Below are 20464 nucleotides of genomic sequence, written 5' to 3'. Positions count from 1 at the left end.
ATGGGCCATGATGCCCGTGTCGGCCCGACAGGGAGCTGACGCCCGGATTACATTCGCGTCATCTTGCCGCATCGCACCCCGCGTGGTGTCAAACGGCATAGGGAGCGGGTGAGGACCACGCACCGGGAAGGCGGGTCCAATCCGGACGACCGTCAACCGCAACCCTGAGCCTCCGCGCGGCTGCCGATGCGAGAATCGAGATGAAAACGTCCGACAACATGATCTCCGACACGGCTCACGCGGCCGAAAGCCCGGCACGGGTCGAACTGACCGTGCCCGGCATGGGCTCCGACCACTGTGCCGGCATTGTCTCCGCCTCGCTGCGACGTCTGCCGGGCGTGGCCGACGTGCGCACCAACATCGCCAGTCACCTCGTGCAGGTCGACTTTGATCCGGCCCTCGTCGAAAGTGGCAAGCTGCGCAGGGCGGTGGAGCGGGCCGGCTACGAAGTGGCCTCAGTCTCCGATTCGGGCCGCGCCGCATCCTCCGGCGCAGAAGTCCGGCTGGTCGTGCCCGGGATGGGCTCCGACCACTGCGCGGGCCTGGTCCAGGATTCCCTGCGGCGCCTCCCCGGTGTGGGTGAGATCCGTACCAGTATCTCCAGTCACCAGGTCATCGTGCAGCCGAGCGCCGGCGGCCCCACGCCCGAGGCGCTCAGGGCCGCCGTGGAGCGGGCCGGCTACGAGGTGGTCTCGGTCTCCGCCGAAGCGCCGTCCGAAGACGCGGAGGTGGAGTCGGCCTATCTGGCGCGCGCCTGGCGGCGCTTCGTGATCGCCGCGGTGCCCACGACGCTGATCATGGTGCTGATGATGGTGCACATGTTCGTCGCACCCGTACCTGCCTATCTGGCGGTGATCGCGATTCTGGCCTTCCCGGTCGTTTTCCTCTGCGGCGGCTGGGCCACCCATGTTTCCGCCTGGCGTTCGCTCACGAACCGCACCGCGAACATGGACGTGCTCATTTCCATGGGCAGCCTCCCGCCGTATCTGATCGGGCTGGTGGGCTTCATCTACCCCATGACCTCGTTCATCGAGATGGCCGCGACCATCATGACTTTCCACCTGCTGGGACGGTACCTGGAGAACCGCGCCAAGGGCCGCGCCTCCGAGGCGATCCGGAAGCTGTTGACGCTGGGGGCCAAGACGGCACGCGTGGAGCGCGACGGCGAGGAAGTGGAAGTACCGGTGAAGGCGCTGAGCATCGGCGACGTGATGATCGTGCGCCCGGGCGAGAAGGTCCCCACCGACGGCGAAGTGATCGAGGGCGAGAGTCACCTGGACGAATCGATCGCGACCGGGGAGTCCATTCCGGTTGCCAAGTCGCCCGGCGCCCCGGTGCTGGGCGCGACCATCAACAAGGAGGGCCGCCTGAAGGTGCGCGCCACCCGGATCGGCGCCGACACGTTCCTCTCCCAGGTCATCAAGCTGGTGGAACAGGCCCAGTCGTCGAAGGTGCCGATCCAGGAGTTTGCCGACCGGGTCACGGCCCGGTTCGTGCCGGTGGTGATCGTGATCGCGCTGGGCAGTCTCGCGGCCTGGCTGGTTTTCCCCGAACCACTGCGCCCGATTCTGGACTGGGGTGCGGGCTTCCTGCCGTGGGTCAACCCGGACACCACCCCGGTGATCCTGGCGATCCTCGCCGCGATCGCGGTGCTGGTCATCGCCTGTCCCTGCGCCCTCGGGCTCGCTACACCCACGGCCCTGATGGTCGGCTCGGGGATGGGCGCCGAGCGGGGCGTGCTGATCCGCTCCGGTGAGGCGATCCAGACGCTCAAGGACATCCGCATGGTGGTGCTGGACAAGACCGGCACCATCACCCGGGGCGAGCCGGAGCTCACCGATGTGGTGGCCGCCGACGGCGACGATCCGGCGGTGCTGCGGCTCGCCGCCGCCGTGGAGAATGCCTCCGAGCATCCCCTGGCCCGCGCCGTGGTGGAGGGTGCCAGGGCCCGTGGCGTGGAGGTTCCGCCTGTGCAGGACTTCCAGTCGGTCACGGCCCGCGGTGTCCAGGGCGCGGTGGACGGCCAAAGGATTCTGATCGGCAACCGGCGCCTGCTGGAGGAGTCCGGCATCGACGGGCTGGACGCGCTGGACGATGATCTGACTCGCCTGGAAGCCCGGGGTCGCACCGCGGTGCTGGTGGCCCGGGACGGCCATGCCGTCGGCATCGTGGCGGTGGCCGATGCGATCAAGCCCGATTCGAAGGCGGCGGTCGCGGCCATGCACGCGCTGGGTCTCAAGGTGGCCATGGTCACCGGCGACAACGAGCGTGCGGCGCGAGCGGTGGCCGACGAGGTGGGGATCGACGAGGTCCTCGCCGGGGTGCTGCCGGACGGCAAGGTGCATGAGATCCGCGAGCTGCAGGCCCGGTTTGGTCCCCGCGTGGCGATGGTGGGCGACGGCATCAACGACGCTCCGGCCCTGAAGCAGGCCAACGTGGGCATCGCGATCGGTGCCGGCGCCGACGTGGCCATCGAGGCGGCCGACGTGACACTGGTCTCCGGCGAACTCACGAAAGTGGTGGAGGCCATCCGCCTGTCCCGGGCCACCTTCGGCAAGATCGTGCAGAACCTGTTCTGGGCTTTTCTCTACAACGTTGCAGCCATTCCGATCGCGGCGATCGGGTTGCTGCACCCGATGATCGGTGTGATCGCGATGGTCACGAGTTCGCTCTCGGTCATCGGCAACTCGGTGCTGCTGAAGCGTGCGCGGCTCCGGTAGTCGTCACACACGGGGTGGAGCCCCGAAGAATTCCGAGGAGGTAATGCATGGGAGACGGTTTCGGGCATGGTTTCGGGGGCGGAGGCCTGTGGATGATTCTCGTCTGGCTGATCCCCATTCTGCTGCTGGTCTGGGGTGTTGCGGCCTTCCGGGGCGGCTGGCGAGGCGGGGGTGACGGCGGGAACAGGAGCGCGCGCGAACTCCTCGACGAGGAGTACGCGAAAGGCCGGATCGACCGCGAGGAGTATCTCCGGCGCAAACGCGATCTTTCGGGATAACGGGTAACCGGCTGGAACAATCCACGAATACACGCGATCCACAGGCGCAGGTACGGGGCCAGGAGAAGCGATTCCCGGTGATCCTTCTCCGTATCGACTTCGGCGTGCATGCGCAGGCCGAGGGTGCGCACCACCTTCCTTCATGATAGGTCTTGGACGAGAATCCGGTTATCGCTGTTTTCCGTATGGCGGCGCATGGGGATCCTGGATTTTGCTCTCGGCCGGAGCCTCTGGGGTGGGATGGATGTGTTCGAGTACGCCATTGCGCACCACGACGATCGCCGTGCCGGTTCGTGCGGCGAGCTCCCGTGCGCGCCGCGCCGCGCGTAGCAAGGCCGCGTGCGAGTTGCGAAGGTCGGCGTTGGTAGCGGTCTCGATCGGTTTGGGATCGTTCATCGTTCGCTCCAGTCCAGCAGTTGCGGCAGCTCGCCGGAGTTGTCGTACAGCACCCAGGCGTCAACCGCAGATGAGTAGCGGCGGGTGAAATTCTCCAGTCCAGCATCGAAGCGTCGGCGAATCACGGTTTCGGGGACATCGTGTCCGCCCTGTTTGACGCGCTGCGCCACGCGTGCGACCGCCTCGTCGGCGCTGGCCAGGCGCAGGAAGATCAGTTCGACCCGGTAGCCCGCTGTCTGCCACTGCCGGATGTGGCGCAGATAGCCCTTGCCCGACAGTGTGGTTTCGAAGGCGAAGCTCTGTCCGGTGTCGAAGTGCCGGTTCAGTTCGCGCAGCATCAGTCTGCCGGCTTGCATGGCGGCGATCTCCGGTTCGAACGGAGAAAGCCCGGCGGCGATCAGGTCGGCATTGACGAAGATCGGACAGTCCGCCTCGTTCGGGAGAAACTCCCGGGCGAATGTGGTCTTGCCCGCCCCGTTCGGCCCGGCGATGATGATGACCTTGCGCTCCCGACTCACCCCTATATCTCCAGCGCATCAGGGATCGGTTTGTACAGAGATGCCTTCGCGGGCCGCACGCCCCCTATCCGGCGGGCAGCATAGGCCACCTTACCACGGCTGCGAATAGAATCTTGTCCTCGGAGCTGCGACCGGCTGTGCTGCCGCTGCATTTTCTGCCGAGGTAAGCGGTATTAATCTGGGTCTTCCCGCGCAAGACTCAGGTACCTCTGCCCCAGGATCTGGCGGCGCGCGATCCATACCACCAGCGGCGGCAGAATCAGCCACTGCAACAATGGCGCGAGGCCGGTGCCCAACAGCGGGATCGTCGGCATCCGTTCCGCGTACTGCCAGCGGTCGACGAGCACGGTGGCATGCCATTCCAGTGCAACCGTGATGACTACCCCCACCGCGATGAATCCCGCGATGGCCGCCTTCGGTGGGGCGAGGACCCAGTGTCTGTCCCGATATACCAGGGCAACCAACCAGAATGCGGCGAGCGTGATGACCGCGTCACCCAGGGCCGCACGGGCACAGAACCGGACAGCGTCCCAGTGCGCCATGTCCGGCATGTCGGCAAACAGGGGTACCTGAAGAAACTCCCAGACGAAGTGCAGCAGGAAGGCAATGAATGCGACGTTGGTCGCGCTCGAATCGAGCCATCGCCCGAACCAGGAAGGGTTTCGATGCCGCGTCATGTCATCCGCCCAGGTGAATAGCTACTGTAGGTGGTCGTGGACGCCTCGCCTGCGGTTCCGGGGAAGCCTTTCGCCAACGCCTGTGTTCCCGGCCGGACAGGCGTGGGATCAGGCAGGCGCAAGGCCTTCTGCGGTCGGCGTCGGCCCCGCTGGCCAAGGGGGCGCCTGTCTACTGAGGGACATTGAAGTCGAACAGGCCGGTCCCCTCCGGTAACTCGACATGCAGGCGCCAAAGGCCGGCCATGGGGAGCCGGGATTGCGCGAGATAGGATCCGGCTTCCGCTTGCGCCGCAGTCGGGCGCAGCACCTGCATCGCGTGTTCAGGCATGTCCAGGGCAAGCTGGAGCGGCAGCGTGGCCGGTACGGGCACCCCACCTGCCTGCGTCACATCGATGGCAATCCGGGCCTGGCGCCCGGCATCGATCGTGATCTGCCCCCTGACATCCCAGGAGCCAACCGTTCCGGCGAACGCATGGCCGCCCCGTTCCAGGCCCGGTGCCGGCGCGATCGGTGCCATCGCGTTGAGCCGGGTCTGGTCGGGAATCAGGAAGGGCACGACGAAAAGGGCGCCCACAAAGAGCAGGAACCCTGCGCCGACACCGAGCGCAAGCATTCGGACACCACGGGAAGGCCCCGCACTCGGAGTCGGTTCCGGCGTTTGGGTGGGTGAGTCGAATTCAGTCTTCATCGTCTGGCCCTCGGCAAGGGGAGTCAAAGGCATGGCCCGCACGCAGGCATACGCTCCGCCGATCGCTCGGTGCATACGGGACCCTCGGCGCAGCGTCCCTGCGGCGGCCGTTGCAACCGGATCGCTCGCTGCAGGGTCACGTGCGAGTACCGGCGGCCACGCACAATCTCCGGTACGTGCTGCGGAGCGAGTGGGTACCCCGGTCGCACCGCGGTTCTCGAAGTCCGTGCCACAATGTTCGCGGCCCGAACGCAGGGGAGGGTCCCCGGCCAAGACATTCTGCCATCCGGAACAGGGGCTGGCCGGTAAATGACAAAGATGTAACTCCGCGCTCAGCCCGATGTAATCATCGGCGCTGCACCATGCGATTTCGGATGATTGCGGAGGCTCCGCGGGACGCTCGGAAGTGCCTTCCGTCGCAGGAAACGGGCCTCTCGCCGAGCGGACGCTCGAACATTCATCGGCCAGAGGCTGGGTGCCTGCATCCGTGCCCCTGGAAACACCACGAATTCGGACACCGTTGGAGTTTGCGCGATAATCTGGACGGCGCCTTGCCTCGAACGGCCTCCCTGTACACGAGCCGGGCGACGTGCGGGCAACCCCTTCGCCCGACCTCGAACCCGACACCAACCCGGATTTTCGATGCCCAGTAGCAAAACCCTCCAGCCCCCGCGGTCCGACAACGGTGGCATCGCGGTGCACCCCGCCGGCGGGCAACCACATGCGCCCGCTTCGAAGGTCCGGTGGTGGTGGCTGGCCGTGGTGGGTCTGGCGCTGCTGGCCGGCGCCGGAGCCGCCGCTCAGTTCGGCCCTTCGCTGCTTGGTTGGACGGCCGATTCCCAGGCAGCCCTGCGGCTCTGGGTGGAGGTTTGGCCGCTCGCCGCTGCGGTGATCTACGTGCTGGTGGTGACCGTGGGCAAGGTGACGCCGTTCCCGGGCGGCTTCCTGCTGATGTTCAGCGGCGGTTTTCTGTTCGGCCCGGGGCTCGGTGCGGTGTTGAGTGCGCTGGGCTCGGCGTTCAGCGCGGTGATGATTGCGGCCCTGGGGCGCCGGCTCTTCCACGAACCGATTCACCGGCGCTGGGGCGCGCGGCTCGCCTCCGTGACACCGGGCGTGACCGCGAACGGGTTCCATTTCATTCTCGCCGCCCGGCTGTTCCCGCTGGTGCCGGCCTGGGCTGTGAACATCGTGCCGGTGATCTTTCCCATCCCGCTCAAACGGGTCCTCCTCGCGACCTTCCTCGGTTTGCTGCCGCTGTCCTTCGTGGTGGCGACGCTGGGGCACCAGGTATCCAGCATCGCAGCGGCGGGCGAGTTCGCGCTGAGCGATGTGTTGACCCCGCAACTGCTGCTGGCCCTGGCCGCGCTGGCGGCTCTGGCCCTGCTGGCACCACTGCTGCGGACCCGACGCGCGCGGAGTTGAATCCGGCCGGTAAAGCCGCTCCGCGTATGGAACAGATCATCTTCGATCGCCAAGCCGCCGGCTCACACGAGGACGAGCGTCAGGTATTCCAGTCCTCTACGCGAAGACCCGGCACCCGACCGAACTCCCCCCGGTTGCTGGTGATCACGATCAATCCGCGACTGCGCGCATGACCCGCGATCATCTGGTCAAACGGGCCGATCGGCGTGCCCAGTCGAGCCAGTTCGGCCCTGAGTTGTCCGGAATGCTCCGCCGCACTGCGGTCGTAGTCGAGCACTTCCAGTCTGGCCACGAAGCCTTCGATGACCTCGAGATTCCTGGCCGGTGCCACGGATTTCTCGGACCCGTAGACCAGCTCCATCAGCGTCACCGTGCTGATGCACATCTGGCCGGTATGTTGCTCAAAGCGCTGGCGAACGGTCGGGGGTTTGTTCTTGATGGTGAAGATGCAGAAGTTGGTGTCCAACATGTACTTCAGCATCAAAATGCCTCACGCCGCTGGTCTTGCGGTTGATCCCTGTCGACCAGGAAATCGTCGGTCACGCCTGGACCATCGAACCAGCCATCCCAGGACTCACCCACCGGAGTAAGGATGCGCACCCGGCCGATCGCGATGACATTCACTCGTTTCACATCCTCGGGCAGCGCGACCGACTTGGGCAGCCGGATGGCTTGGCTGCGATTACTCTTGAAGACTGCGGCCTGGTCCATGGTTCCACCTGCGCGGGATATGCCTTGAGTATATCCATCTTAGGCATTGCCTTGGGTCTGTCAATCAGCCGGGGCGACTGGCCACAAGGCGAGCGGGGAGGTCACCTTTCCGGTTGCTGCGACGCGACGGTCGTCACGGAGCCTCGCCGGTGTCTGCAGGCTCGTCAGGCTCGACCTGTCCCGCGGCCAGCAGGTCGCGGAACACCGGAACGAGGCCCGGCACGCGGGTGGCCCATTGCTCGGGGACCACGGTGTCGGCCTGGCAGAGCGATTCCGCCTCGTTGGGCGAAAGACCCGGAGCGGGAACCGCGTGGCCGGCGAGGAACAGCGTCGGGCCGTCGGGACCGTCGATCCAGTAGCGGCGCAGCGAGGGGTCGAAGCGGTAGGCCATGTTCGGATCCCATTCGGGTCGCTCGCTTGCCGCATCGTCCGCCGTTTCCGGTTCGGTGTCGCGGGTTTGCGGGCGCGTCAGGAACTCGCCGAAGAAGCAGTGCAGCGCGTCGGGTTCGGTGCGCAGCCGGGCCAGCAGGCCATCGCGCAGCGCGGCGAGGTCGTCGGCGCCGAGTTCGTGGGCATGGCGGGAGGATTTGCGTGCGGGGTCGGTGACGAGTTCGGGGCCGACGTGGTCCAGGCGGTCTTCGAGGAAGGCGCCGACGAGATCCCGCCAGGCCGGGGCGCGAAAGCCGATCGACCAGGTCATGCAGTCGTCGTCCAGCGCCATGCCCAGGTGCGGGATGCCCGGTGGCAGGTAGAGCATGTCGCCCGGTTCCAGCACCCATTCGGTGGTGGGGGTGAAGCTGCGCAGGATCGCGAGCGGCAGATCCGGAAGGCAGATCGGGGACTTCGGCGGCGGCTCCTGGATCTGCCAGCGGCGCCGGCCCTGTGCCTGGAACAGGAACACGTCGTAGGCGTCGATGTGCGGGCCGACCGAGCCGTCGCGGACCGCGTAGGAGATCATCAAGTCGTCGCGGCGCCAGCGCGGGATGAAGTCGAAGCGCCGCAGCCACTCGGGTCCGGGAGGCCAGTACTGCTCCACTTCCGAGACGAGCAGGGTCCAGGCGGTCGCGGACAGGCTTGCGAAGCGTTCGGGACGGAACGGCCCGTACTCGACCTGCCAGTCGCGCCGGTCGGGATGGCCGATCACCAGGCGCGAGCGCACGTCCTCCTCGCAGGCGAGACCGGCGAGGTCTTCGGCGTCGATCGGGTTCACGAACCCGGGGATGGCCTGGCGGATCCGCAGCGGACGTTGCTGCCAGTAGTCCCGGAGGAATTCCTCCGGGGTCAGGCCGCCGAGCAGCGCGTTGGTGTTCATCGCACTCGCCGGGTCAGTTGTCGGGCGGGCGCTCGGCCAGCTCCCGGGCGAGTCCGATGTAGCTCGCGGGGGTCAGCGCGCGCAGCCGTTCGCGGGCATCGGCCGGGATCTCGAGTCCGTCGATGAATGCGGCGAGGCGCTCGGCGGAGACCCGCTGCCCGCGGGTGAGCTCCTTCAGCTTCTCGTACGGGGCCTCGACGCCGTGGCGGCGCATCACCGTCTGCACCGCTTCGGCGAGCACCTCCCAGTTCGCGTCGAGATCCGCCTGCATCCGCTCGGGATCGGCCTCGAGTTTGCCGAGACCGCGACGGAACGACCGGTAGGCGATCAGCGACCAGGCGAACGCGACGCCGATGTTGCGCAGCACCGTCGAGTCGGTCAGGTCGCGCTGGAAGCGCGAGACCGGCAGCTTGGCCGCGAGGTGCTCGAACAGCGCGTTCGCGAGCCCGAGGTTGCCCTCGGCGTTCTCGAAGTCGATCGGGTTCACCTTGTGCGGCATCGTCGACGAGCCGACCTCGCCAGCGATCACCCGCTGGCGGAAGTAGCCGGCGGAGATGTAGCCCCAGAGGTCGCGGCTGGCGTCGATCAGTACCGTGTTCAGGCGCACCAGGCAGTGGAACAGTTCGGCGAGGAAGTCGTGCGGCTCGATCTGGGTCGTGTAGGGATTGGGCTGCAGGCCCAGATCCTCGATCACCCGCGTTGCCAGCGCCGGCCAGTCGACCTCGGGGTAGGCGACCACGTGCGCGTTGTAGTTGCCGACCGCGCCGTTGATCTTGCCGAGCACGGGCAGCGACTCGAGCTGGCGGCGCTGGCGCTGCAGGCGTGCAACCACGTTCGCAAGCTCCTTGCCCATGGTGGTCGGCGATGCCGGCTGGCCGTGGGTGCGCGAGAGCAGCGGCTGGCCCGCAAGCGTCTTCGCGAGCCCGGTGAGCGGGTCGAGCAGATCGGCCAGCGCGGGCAGCAGCACGCGGTCGCGCGCCTCGCGCACCATCAGCGCATAGGCCAGGTTGTTGATGTCTTCCGAGGTGCAGGCGAAATGCACGAACTCGGTCTGCGCGGCCAGCTCGGGATGCTCGGCCATGCGTTCCTTGATGAAGTACTCGATCGCCTTCACATCGTGGTTGGTCGTGGCCTCGATCGCCTTCACGCGCTCGGCGTCGGCGGTGCCGAAATCCGCAGCGATGCGGCCCAGGTAATCGGCGGCATCCGAGGTCAGCTCTGGAACCTCGGGGATTCCCGGTTCCGCGGCAAGTGCCCGCAGCCAGGCGACCTCGACGCGAACGCGCGCTTGCATCAGCGCCTGTTCGCTGAAATGCGCGCGCAGGGGTTCGGTGTGGCGGGCGTAGCGGCCGTCGACCGGGCCGACCGCGGAGAGCGAGGACAGGGACATGCAGGCTCCCGGGCTTGGAGTTCAGGGCGGGGGATTATAGTACAGCCGGCGTGCGCAACGTGCCGGTGTTGCCGCGTGCTCCCCCGGCAAGTGGGGGGCGCGCGTGCGCTGCGGTCAAGCCGGGGGGGCGAGCGGTTGCCGTGCCTGCGGGCTAGAATGACGGGCCTGACCCTGTCGGAGAGGAACGATGTCGTCACAGCCCGAAACGCGTACCGAGCAGGACAGCATGGGGCAGGTAAAAATCCCGGCCGATGCCCCGTGGGGCGCGCAGACGCAGCGCGCGGTCGATAACTTCCGGATTGCCAGGCGCCCGTTGCCGAAACCCTTCATCCGGGCGCTCGCCCAGATCAAGGCGGCCTGTGCCGAGGTGAACCTGGAACTGTCGCTGCTTGCGCCGGATCAGGCGGCGGCGATCGTCAACGCAGCCGATGCGATCGCATTGGGTCAGCACCCGGATGCGTTCCCGGTAGATGTGTACCAGACGGGATCCGGAACCAGCACCAACATGAACATGAACGAGGTGATCGCCCACCTCGCGGCTGCTGCCGGCACGTCCGTGCATCCGAACGACCAGGTGAATCGGGGCCAGAGTTCGAACGACGTGATCCCGACCGCGATCCACGTCGCCGCGGCGCTGGAGATCGAGCACCGGCTGCGCCCGGCACTGCGGCACCTGATCGCGACGATCGCGAAACGCGAGCGTGAACTCGCCGGCGTGGTGAAGACCGGGCGTACCCACCTGATGGATGCGATGCCGCTGCGCATGGAGCAGGAGCTGTCCGGATGGCGTACCCAGCTCGAGCTCGCAGAAGCGCGGGTGCAGGATGCCGAACGGCGGGTGTGCCGCCTGGCGATCGGCGCGACCGCGGTCGGCACCGGTATCAATGCGCCGGAGAATTTCGGGGAACAGGTCGCGAAACGTCTCGCCCAGCGTCTTGAGTTGCCGTTCGTACGCCAGCCCAACGGGTTTGCCGCGCTGTCGAGCCAGGACACCGCAGCCGAGTTGTCCGGCCAGTTGCGGGGTCTGGCCACCACGCTGCTGAAGATCGCGAACGACCTGCGCTGGATGAATTCGGGGCCGCTGGCGGGCCTCGGCGAGATCGCGCTGCCGGCGTTGCAGCCGGGCAGCTCGATCATGCCGGGCAAGGTCAACCCGGTGATTCCGGAGGCGGTGATGATGGCCTGCGTGCAGGTGACCGGCCTCGATGCCGCAGTCAGTCTCGCCGCGCAGTCCGGCAATTTTCAGCTGAACGTGATGCTGCCGTTGATTGCCGACAACCTGCTCACGCAGATCGAATTGCTCGCAGACGCGATGGAGCATCTCGCGGACCGCGCGATCGCCGGGTTCACCGTGAACCGGGAACGCCTCGAACAGGCGTTGGCACGCAACCCGATCCTGGTCACCGCGCTGAACGCCGAGATCGGCTACGAGGCCGGGGCGCGCATTGCGAAAATGGCCTATGCCAGCGGGCGTCCGATCCTGGACGTCGCCGCCGAGGAAACCGGAATCGACCGCGATCGGCTCGCCCGTTTGCTCGATCCTGTGGTCCTGACCGGCGCGCGCTGAGTGCTGCCTGCCGCCGTGCAATGGGGCCGCACGGTGGTCTGCGCAGCCGGACAAAATCAGGGGGTTTCGACCGCCTGGCGCGCCCGTTCGCGCTCCTCGATCCGTTCTGCGATGAGCCGGAAGGCAAAGTAGTACTTCGCGATATTGCTGACATAGGTCACGGTTTCCCGGCCGATCAGCTTGGCCGCGGCGAGTTCGGCATGCCCGAACCAGCGGTTGGGATCGAGGTCCATTTCTGCGGCGCGGTTCCGTATGCGATTGAGGTTGCCAGGACCTGCGTTGTACGCGGCAAAGGCAAGCAGCGTCCGGTTGAGATCATCGAGCTCGGGATCCGCGAGATACTGGTCGACCAGCACCCTCAGGTACCGGGTGCCAGCATGAATGTTGCTCTCCTCGGTGCTGATGTCCGGGATTCCCACCGCCGGATCGGCCGCAGTAGACGGCAGCAGCTGCATGATGCCGATGGCGCCGGCCGGGCTGCGCGCGGTCTGGTCGATGCGCGACTCCTGGTAGGCCTGGGCGGCGACGAGCAGCCAGTCGAAGCCGTAACGTCCAGCATATTCCTGGAACAAGTGCATCACCGCCTCGAAACGCTTTCGGTCCACGGTCGCGCCCGGGTTGCGCACCCACGGGTTGTCGCGCAGATAACGCTTCAGCAGGATGTTGCCGGTCAGGCTGCCGGCCTTCACGTCCGGGACGAATCGGTCGACCAGCGCTTGGAGTTCGGAAGTGTTCTTGCGCAGCGCCCAGGCGATGGCCGCACCTTCACGCAATGCGAGATCCTCCCTCAGAGTGAGCCCGTCGATCACGTCCGCCCAGAACCGGGCCTTGTGTTCATCGACGATCGCGTAGGGCAGGATTCCGGCAGCGACCATCTCCAGCAGGTCTTCATCTTCCAGATGCGCATCCACGGCGAAGCGAAGGACCGGAGCAAGCCCGCGCTCCACCAGTGACCGGTTCAGCGCTTCGACGCTCAACCAGTAGCTGCTGGACTCGCGCAAATAGGCGGTGGTACCCGCCAGGTCGTCGAGAGAGGCGAGGGCAGGCGACTCCGGCCCGAGCACGACGACTTCTGCGGTGCCGACACCGAACGGTGCCGCGAATGCGACGGTTTCGCTGCGTTCAGGGGTGATCGTCAGGTTGGCGGCGACGATGTCCAGGTGTCCCGCCGCAAGGGCCGGGAGAAGCCGGTCGCGGGGCATCGGTACGATCAGGATGCGGACCGGCAGCGCCTTGGGTGTCTCCAGCTCCCGGTTCAGGAATTCCTCGAACTGCTGAAGGAGATCGTAGGTAAGGCCCCGCTGGGTCAAGCCGTCGAGGAAATAATGGGTCCGGGAAAACGCGGTGCCGACACGGATCAGACGCCGCTCGCGCATGCCGTCGAGATCGCCGTGCCAGGCGGACGGCAGTGAAAAGCTTGGCGCCTGGAGTTCCGGCAGCGAGCCGTCGTCCGCGCCTGCGGCCAGTGTCCACGAAGCGAACAGGAGCGCGAGGCACAGCGTCAGCCAGGTCACGGGACTTCGATCCGAAAAATCAGGCATGTGCGTTTCCCCAAGGTAGGCGGCCGACGAAGACCGCGTGCTCAGGAACCCTTGGCGTCCACGGCAACCCCTGTGCCTCGGGTGCCGTGGAACTTCTCGCGCAGCCACTGGAACGCGACATAGAGCATCGGGATCAGGAACACGCCGATCAGGACGGCGGCAAGCATGCCGCCGAACACGGCGGTACCCACACCACGCTGGCTGGCCTGGCCGGCACCGACCGCGGTCACCAGCGGCACCAGGCCCATGATGAAGGCGAAACTGGTCATCATCACTGCCCGGATGCGCATCCGGGCACCGTTGGTCGCCGCCTCCAGCAGCGGGGCGCCCGATTTGCGTTCCTGCATCGAGAACTCGACGATCAGGATCGCGTTCTTGGCCGCGAGCCCGATCAGTACGACGATACCGATCTGGGCGTACAGATCGTTCGCGAGGCCCGTGACCCACAGTGCGATCATCGCGCCCAGAACCGCGACGACGACCGAGAGCAGGACGGCTGCAGGCATCGACCAACTCTCGTAGAGCGCGACGAGGAACAGGTAGGCGAACAGCACGGCCAGCGCGAGCACGATCACCGTCTGCCCTCCGGCCTCCTTCTCCTGCAGCGAGGTGCCGGTCCATTCGAAGCCGAACCCTGTCGGCAGAGTTTCGTCCGAGAGCGTTTCCATCGCGTCCAGCGCGTCTCCGGAACTGCGTCCGGGGGCCGGGGTTCCGCTGATGCTCACGCTGCGGTAGTTGTTGTAGCGTTGCAGCAATTGCGGCCCCAGGATCAACTCGGGCTCCGCAAGCGCGCGCAGCGAAACCATCTCGCCCTGGTCGTTGCGGACGTGGATTCGAAACACGTCGTCAAACTGTGCGCGGTCCATCTCGTCGCCCTGCACATTGACCTGCCAGACCCGCCCGAAACGGTTGAAGTCGTTGACGTAGGCACCGCCCAGCGTCGTTTGAAGCGCGGCAAAGATGTCGCCGATCTGCACACCCAGGGCCTGTGCCTTGTCACGGTCGATGTCCAGGAACACCTGCGGATTGTCAGTCGCCCAGGTCGAGTACACCGCCTGCAGGTCCGGGTGCTGGTTGGCCGCGAACACGAGGCCACGCATCGCGGCCGCGAGTTCGTCGGGTGAACGTCCGAGCAGATCCTGGAGCTGATAGTCGAACCCGCCGCCGGTTCCGAGACCGACGATCGGCGGCAGGTTGAACGGCATCACGCGGGCTCCGGGGATCGCGTTCGCATCGGCCGCCAGTCGCGCGATCACTGCCTCCACGCCCAGATCCGCGGTCCTGCGCTCCTCGAAGGGTTTCAGACGACCGATCAGGAACGCGCTGTTGGGTTGTACCGCGCCATCCAGGATGCTGAATCCGGCGACGGACAGCACATCCTGCACCGCGGGATCGGCGCCCGCGATCTGCTCGACCTGCTTCACAACCTCCAACGTGCGGTTGACCGACGCCCCCTGCGGCAACTGGATCTCGGCCATGTACGCGCCCTGGTCTTCCTGCGGCAGGAATCCCCCGGGGGTGGCCTTGAACAGGCCCAAGGTTCCGAAACCGAGCACGAGCACGACGACTGCGGCCACCGCCGAGATGCGCACCAGACGGGCCACCAGGTAGGCGTAGCCGTCACGCACGCGGTCGATGCCCCCCAGGACATAGCGCATCGGGCCGCGGCGATGCCCGGCAGGTTTCAGCAGCAACGCGCACAGTGCCGGCGACAGGGTCAGCGCGTTCACCGCGGAGATCAGCATCGCGAACGCGATCACCGCGGCGAACTGCTGGAACATCTGGCCGGTGATGCCGGGGATGAATGCGACCGGCACGAACACCGACAGCAACACCAGCGTGATCGCCAGAATCGGCCCGGTGATCTGGGTCATGGCCTTGCGCGCGGCTTCGCGTGCCGTGAGCCCTTCCTCCTCCATGATCCGCTCGACGTTCTCCACCACGACGATCGCATCGTCGACCACGATTCCGATCGCCAGAACGACCGCCAGCAGCGAAATGGTGTTGACCGAGAATCCGAGCAGCAGCAGGAAGGCAAATGCGCCCACCAGCGCCACCGGTACCGCGATCATCGGGATCAGCGTCGCGCGCAGACTGCCGAGAAACAGGAACACCACCAGCACGACCAGCACGAAGGCCTCGATCAGGGTATGCACGACCTGTTCGAGGCTTGCACTGACAAACTCGGAAGAGTCGTGCACGACGTCGTAGTCAAGATCGTCCGGAAAGCGCTGTGCCAATTCCTCCATCGCTTTCCGGACACCTTTGGCGACCGCCAGCGCGTTGGCACCCGGCGCCTGGTAGATTGCGATCGCGGCCGTATCGCCGCCGTTCAGGCGTGCCTGGGCATCGAGGCTCTTCGCGCCCATCTCGACGCGGCCGACGTCCTTCACGCGGACGGTCGAACCATCCGGATTGGCCCGGATCACGACCTGTTCGAATTCCTCGACCTCGGATAACCGGCCACGGGTCTGCAACGTGATCTGAAACGCGTGGTCGGCCGACATCGGTTGGGCCCCGATACGGCCGACCGCCGCTTGCACGTTCTGGCTGCGGATGGCCTGAACGACGTCGGTGGGGGTCAACCCCAACGCCGTCAGGCGTTCGGAACTGAGCCAGACGCGCATGCTGTAGTCCTGCCCGCCCAGCAGCGACACTTCGCCGACACCGGGAACCCGGGCCAGCGTGTCGATCAGGTTGATGGTCGCGTAGTTGCTGATGAACAGGCCGTCGTAGCTGCGGTTCGGGGAATACAGCGCGACTACCTGCAACAGCGCGGACGACTTCTTCCGGACGGTCAGTCCCAGGCGCTTGACCTCCTCGGGCAGCTGCGCCTCGGCAAGTGCCACGCGGTTCTGCACGTTGACCGCGTTGATGTCCGGATCGCTGCCCAGCTCGAACGTGACGTTCAGCGAATAGGCGCCGCTGTTGGTGGACGTGGACTTCATGTACAGCATGTCGTCCACACCGTTGACCTTACCCTCCACCGGCTGGGCGATCGCCGCCTCCACCACTTCGGCGCTGGCGCCGGGGTAGTAGGCGGTGACCTGCACCTGCGGCGGCACGATGTCCGGGAACTGGGCCACCGGCAGGCGAGTGAGCGCGATCAACCCCGCGAGGGTGATCACCACGGAGATCACGATGGCCAGGCGCGGCCGGTCGATGAAGATCGCGGAAAACATCGAGCCCTAGTCCCGAACCGGCGGCTGCCAGGGTGTGGCCGTGACCGCCTGTCCCGGACGAACCTTTTGCACACCCTCGACCACCACTCGGTCACCGGGGGCGAGCCCGGCCTTGATGACCGCGCGCCCCCCGAGCATCGGCCCGGTCTCGACTCGCCGGACCTGGACGCGATCTTCGTCATCGAGCACGAGCACGAAGAAGCCCGTCTGGTCGACCTGTAGCGACGACTGCGGTACCAGCACGCCGGTCTCCGGTTCGCCGCTCTCGACCAGGACACCGACGTACTGCCCCGCGACCAGCAGTCCGTCCGGGTTCTCGAACCGGGAGCGGATCAGCACGGTGTCGGTGCCAGGATCTACCGTCACGTCGATGAAATCGACGCGGCCCGAGTGTTCATAGCGCGTGCCATCGGCCAGTCGCAGGTGCACGACCGCGGCGCTGGCGTCGCCGCCGCTCTCCCGGACCAGAGTGCGGTGTGCCAGCAGGTCGTGCTGAGTCAGCGGAAACCGCACGTAGATCGGATCCTGCTGCACCAACGTGGCGAGCACGCCGGACTCGGGGCCGACCAAGTTTCCGACCGTGTAGCGGGCGAGGCCGACGCGCCCGGCGATCGGTGCACGAATCTCGGTATAGTCGAGGTTCAGCCGCGCAGCCTTCAGGGCTGCCTCGGCCTGCGCGATGCCGGCCTCGGCGACGGCTTCGGCTGCACGCAGTTCGTCGACCCGGGCGCGAGGAATGTCGTTGTTGCGCAACAACTCCTCCCCGCGGCGCAGCTGTGCCTGGGAATTGGTGTGCTCGGCTTGCGCCCGATGCAGGTCGGCCTCGCGCTGGGCCACGATGGCCTGGTAGGGATCCGGCTCGATGCGGAACAGCGCGTCGCCCGCCGAGACGGTTTGCCCTTCGGTGAAGCTTCGTTCCTGCAGGAATCCCTGCACTCGGGCCCGCAGTTCGACGCGTTCAGCCGCCGCCACACGGCCGACGAACTCCTGTTTTTCGGTCACGGGTTCGGCCGCAAGCCGAACTACCGTCACCGAGGGTGGCGGGGCATCCGCCGCCTCCGGGTCCGGGCCGCCGCTTCCGCAACCCCCGAGAAGAGCAGTCCCGGCACTGGCCAGGAACAGCGCGACCGAACCCCACCGCTGCCACCGCATGATGTCCCCTTTGGTCTAACGGCGTCGCGGAGCCTGCGGCGACGCTGTCGGCACAGGGGGATCATAGCCGTCGCCGGCGCGAGTTGGAATGGCGGTGGTGCCGGCCCCGTGCCGCGGCACGGGCGGTTCGGCCCGTGCCGCGACGACCGGCGGGATCAGGCCGCGAGCTGACGCAACACGTAGGGGAGGATGCCGCCGTGGCGGAAGTAGTCGACCTCCTGCGGAGTATCGATCCGGACCCGTGCCTGGAAGCGGTGTTCGGAGCCATCGTCGCGCCGGGCGCGGACGGTGACCTCGGCGGCTCGGCCTTCGTCGAGCCCCTCGATGCTGTAGGTCTCGCGACCGGTCAGGCCGAGCGATTCCGCATTCTCGCCAGGCAGGAATTGCAGCGGCAGCACGCCCATTCCAATCAGGTTCGAGCGGTGAATGCGCTCGAAGCTCTCGACGATCACCGCCCTGACCCCGAGCAGCATCGTGCCCTTGGCCGCCCAGTCGCGCGAGGAACCGGTGCCGTATTCCTTGCCCGCGATCACGATCAGCGGCACGTTCTCCTGCTGGTAGCGAATCGCTGCGTCGTAGATCGGCATTTGCTCGCCAGCGGGCAGATGCAGCGTGACTCCGCCCTCGGTGCCCGGGGCGAGCAGGTTGCGCAGGCGCACGTTGGCGAAGGTGCCGCGCATCATCACTTCGTGGTTGCCGCGCCGGGATCCGTAGGAATTGAAGTCGGCGGTCTTCACGCCCTGGCTGGCGAGGTATTTTCCAGCGGGACTGTCCGGCCGGATCGCGCCGGCCGGGGAGATGTGGTCGGTGGTCACCGAATCGCCGAGCAACGCGAGCACGCGGGCATCGCGGATTTCGGTCAACGGGGCGGGCGTCATCGTCATGCCGGTGAAGTAGGGCGGGTTGCGGACATAGGTGGAGTCCTCCGTCCACTCGAAGCGCTCACCCTCGGGCGCCGCCAGGCGCATCCAGCGGTCCTCGCCGCGGTAGACGTCGCGGTAGGCTTCGGTAAAGCTCTTCGCGGTGACGCTCGCGGTCACCATCGCCTGAATCTCGGCGTTGCTCGGCCAGACGTCCTTCAGGTAAACCGGCTGCCCTTGTTCGTCCTGGCCGATCGGGTCGTTCAGCAGGTCGGTTGCCATCGTGCCCGCAAGCGCGTACGCGACCACCAGCGGTGGCGACGCGAGGAAGTTCATCCGCACCTCGGAGTGGATGCGCCCCTCGAAGTTGCGGTTGCCCGAGAGGACCGAACTGACGATCAGGTCGTCCTTCAGCACGGCCTCGCTGATCGGATCCGGCAGCGGCCCCGAGTTGCCGATGCAGGTCGTGCAGCCGTAGCCGACGACATGGAAGCCGAGGGCCTCGAGGTCGTCCAGCAGCCCGGAGTGCTGCAGATACTCGGTCACGACCTTGGAGCCGGGAGCCAGCGATGTCTTCACCCAGGGTTTGACCTTCAGCCCGCGCTCGCGCGCCTTGCGGGCGACCAGCCCGGCGCCGAGCATCACCGAGGGGTTCGAGGTGTTGGTGCAGGAGGTGATGGCCGCGATCACGATGTCGCCGTGATCGAGCACGAATTCCTCACCGTTCATGGTGACGTTACTGCGCTTCGGCGTGGCTTCCGCCTGGTGTTCCACGCCCACGGCCGTATGGCCGCCTTCGGCCTCGAAGCGTTCCGCTTCAGCGGGTTCCGAAAAAGTACTCTCACGTTCCTTTAGCATCGAACCGATGAACTCGCCGACGCGCTTGCCGGCCTCGCCCAAGCGCAGGCGGTCCTGTGGGCGGCGCGGGCCGGCGAGGCTGGGTTCGACCGTGCCGAGGTCGAGTTCGAGCACGTCGGTATAGCGCGCGGGTGGCGCGCTGTCGTCGCGCCACAGGCCCTGCGCGCGGGCATAGGCCTCGATGAGTTCGACGTGCCCGGGATCGCGCCCGGTCAGGCGCAGGTATTCGAGGGTCTCGCCGTCGATCGGGAAGATGCCGCAGGTCGCGCCGTATTCCGGCGCCATGTTCGCGATCGTGGCCCGGTCCGCCAGCGGCAGCTGCGCCAGCCCCTCGCCGAAGAACTCGACGAACTTCCCGACCACGCCGTGCCGGCGCAGCATTTCGACGATCACCAGGACCAGGTCGGTGGCGGTCGCGCCTTCGGACAGCCGCCCGGTCAACCGGAAGCCGACGACCTGCGGGATCAGCATCGAGATCGGCTGGCCGAGCATCGCGGCCTCGGCCTCGATGCCGCCGACCCCCCAGCCGAGCACGCCGAGGCCGTTGACCATCGTGGTGTGCGAATCGGTTCCCACCAGGGTATCGGGGTATGCCCGGCAACGGCCGTCGGGGCCGTCGTCGAGGAACACGGTGCGCGCCAGGAACTCGAGGTTGACCTGGTGCACGATTCCGGTGTCGGGCGGGACGACCTTGAAGTTGTGGAATGCCTGCTGGCCCCATTTCAGAAAGCTGTAGCGCTCGCGATTGCGCGAATACTCGAGCTCCGCGTTCAGGTTCAGCGCGTTCACGTTGCCGTGGGCATCGACTTGCACCGAATGATCGATCACGAGCTCGGCCGGCTGCATCGGGTTGATTTTCGCGGGATCGCCGCCCAGCGCTTCCATCGCGTCGCGCATCGCTGCGAGGTCGACCACCGCGGGCACGCCGGTGAAGTCCTGCAGCAATACCCGCGCCGGGCGGAACGCGATTTCCTGTGCCGGTTCGGCCTGCGGATTCCAGTCCAGCAACGCCTCGATGTCGCTGCGGCGCACGGTGCGGCCGTCCTCGAAGCGCAGCAGGTTCTCGAGCAGGATCTTCAGCGAATAGGGCAGGCTCGCTGCACGGGCATCGTCGGTGATCGGGACGATCGCGCACTCGCGGCCGCCGGCCTTCAGGGTTTGGGTGAAGTGGTCGGTAGGTGCAGTCATCAGG

16 protein-coding genes are annotated in these 20464 nt (G+C 66.7%); 4 read left to right on the top strand and 12 right to left on the bottom strand.

The genetic code is table 11. The annotated features are described in order from the left end of the window. Positions 1-200 precede the first annotated feature (200 nt). Entirely contained in the window at positions 201-2720 is a 2520-nt protein-coding gene (locus THITH_RS08575; RefSeq protein ID WP_006747481.1) for a heavy metal translocating P-type ATPase, read from the top strand. Between the two features lie 47 nt (positions 2721-2767). Beyond that, a complete protein-coding gene (locus THITH_RS08570) occupies positions 2768-2998 on the top strand; it encodes an SHOCT domain-containing protein (RefSeq protein WP_006747482.1) in 231 nt (76 codons plus the stop codon). 168 nt (positions 2999-3166) lie between these two features. On the opposite strand, the gene THITH_RS08565 is transcribed toward THITH_RS08570, so the two are convergent. From THITH_RS08565 to THITH_RS08550, 4 genes are all read right to left on the bottom strand, one after another. Beyond that, entirely contained in the window at positions 3167-3394 is a 228-nt protein-coding gene (locus THITH_RS08565) for a hypothetical protein (RefSeq protein WP_006747483.1), read from the bottom strand. Further along, entirely contained in the window at positions 3391-3912 is a 522-nt protein-coding gene (locus THITH_RS08560; RefSeq protein WP_006747484.1) for a zeta toxin family protein, read from the bottom strand. The genes THITH_RS08565 and THITH_RS08560 overlap by 4 nt, the downstream gene beginning before the upstream one ends. Positions 3913-4085: 173 nt before the next feature. Further along, complete coding sequence (locus THITH_RS08555; RefSeq protein WP_006747485.1) at positions 4086-4589, bottom strand: hypothetical protein; 504 nt, start codon at positions 4587-4589, stop codon at positions 4086-4088. Positions 4590-4758: 169 nt separating this feature from the next. Further along, on the bottom strand, positions 4759-5352 hold the full coding sequence (locus THITH_RS08550) for a FixH family protein (protein WP_006747486.1): 594 nt from the start codon (positions 5350-5352) through the stop codon (positions 4759-4761). A gap of 567 nt (positions 5353-5919) precedes the next feature. Here THITH_RS08550 and THITH_RS08545 point away from each other — a divergent pair. After that, on the top strand, positions 5920-6699 hold the full coding sequence (locus THITH_RS08545; RefSeq protein WP_006747487.1) for a TVP38/TMEM64 family protein: 780 nt from the start codon (positions 5920-5922) through the stop codon (positions 6697-6699). 79 nt (positions 6700-6778) lie between these two features. On the opposite strand, the gene vapC is transcribed toward THITH_RS08545, so the two are convergent. The 4 genes from vapC to purB all read right to left on the bottom strand — a co-directional run bounded on the left by vapC (position 6779) and on the right by purB (position 10112). After that, on the bottom strand, positions 6779-7180 hold the full coding sequence (vapC, locus tag THITH_RS08540; protein WP_006747488.1) for a type II toxin-antitoxin system tRNA(fMet)-specific endonuclease VapC: 402 nt from the start codon (positions 7178-7180) through the stop codon (positions 6779-6781). Beyond that, positions 7180-7410: a type II toxin-antitoxin system VapB family antitoxin gene (gene vapB / locus THITH_RS08535; protein ID WP_006747489.1), complete on the bottom strand. Its 231-nt coding sequence runs from the start codon at positions 7408-7410 to the stop codon at positions 7180-7182. The genes vapC and vapB overlap by 1 nt, the downstream gene beginning before the upstream one ends. 133 nt (positions 7411-7543) lie before the next feature. After that, positions 7544-8722, bottom strand: coding sequence for a cupin domain-containing protein (locus THITH_RS08530; RefSeq protein WP_006747490.1), 1179 nt, complete (start codon positions 8720-8722; stop codon positions 7544-7546). 13 nt (positions 8723-8735) lie between these two features. Next, positions 8736-10112 carry an adenylosuccinate lyase gene (purB, locus tag THITH_RS08525; protein WP_006747491.1) on the bottom strand — a complete coding sequence of 459 codons (1377 nt, stop codon included), beginning with the start codon at positions 10110-10112 and terminating at the stop codon, positions 8736-8738. Positions 10113-10299: 187 nt separating this feature from the next. Here purB and THITH_RS08520 point away from each other — a divergent pair, with 187 nt between their 5' ends. Next, on the top strand, positions 10300-11679 hold the full coding sequence (locus THITH_RS08520; protein ID WP_006747492.1) for a class II fumarate hydratase: 1380 nt from the start codon (positions 10300-10302) through the stop codon (positions 11677-11679). A 56-nt stretch (positions 11680-11735) separates the two neighbouring features. Here the strand turns inward: THITH_RS08520 and THITH_RS08515 are convergent, their stop codons facing one another. The 4 genes from THITH_RS08515 to acnA form a co-directional block, all read right to left on the bottom strand. After that, a complete protein-coding gene (locus THITH_RS08515; protein WP_006747493.1) occupies positions 11736-13220 on the bottom strand; it encodes an MltF family protein in 1485 nt (494 codons plus the stop codon). 41 nt (positions 13221-13261) lie between these two features. Further along, positions 13262-16402: an efflux RND transporter permease subunit gene (locus tag THITH_RS08510; RefSeq protein WP_006747494.1), complete on the bottom strand. Its 3141-nt coding sequence runs from the start codon at positions 16400-16402 to the stop codon at positions 13262-13264. Positions 16403-16408: 6 nt separating this feature from the next. Continuing rightward, entirely contained in the window at positions 16409-17554 is a 1146-nt protein-coding gene (locus THITH_RS08505; protein ID WP_006747495.1) for an efflux RND transporter periplasmic adaptor subunit, read from the bottom strand. Positions 17555-17709: 155 nt separating this feature from the next. Next, the gene (gene acnA, locus THITH_RS08500) at positions 17710-20460 is read right to left on the bottom strand and encodes an aconitate hydratase AcnA (protein ID WP_006747496.1); all 2751 of its coding nucleotides are present in this window, start codon (positions 20458-20460) and stop codon (positions 17710-17712) included. Positions 20461-20464: the final 4 nt, after the last annotated feature.

The organism is Thioalkalivibrio paradoxus ARh 1 (genome assembly GCF_000227685.2).
GTDB lineage: Bacteria > Pseudomonadota > Gammaproteobacteria > Ectothiorhodospirales > Ectothiorhodospiraceae > Thioalkalivibrio > Thioalkalivibrio paradoxus.
The sequence above is the reverse complement of the archived record's forward strand: the minus strand, read 5'-3'. Positions and strand labels throughout refer to the sequence as shown.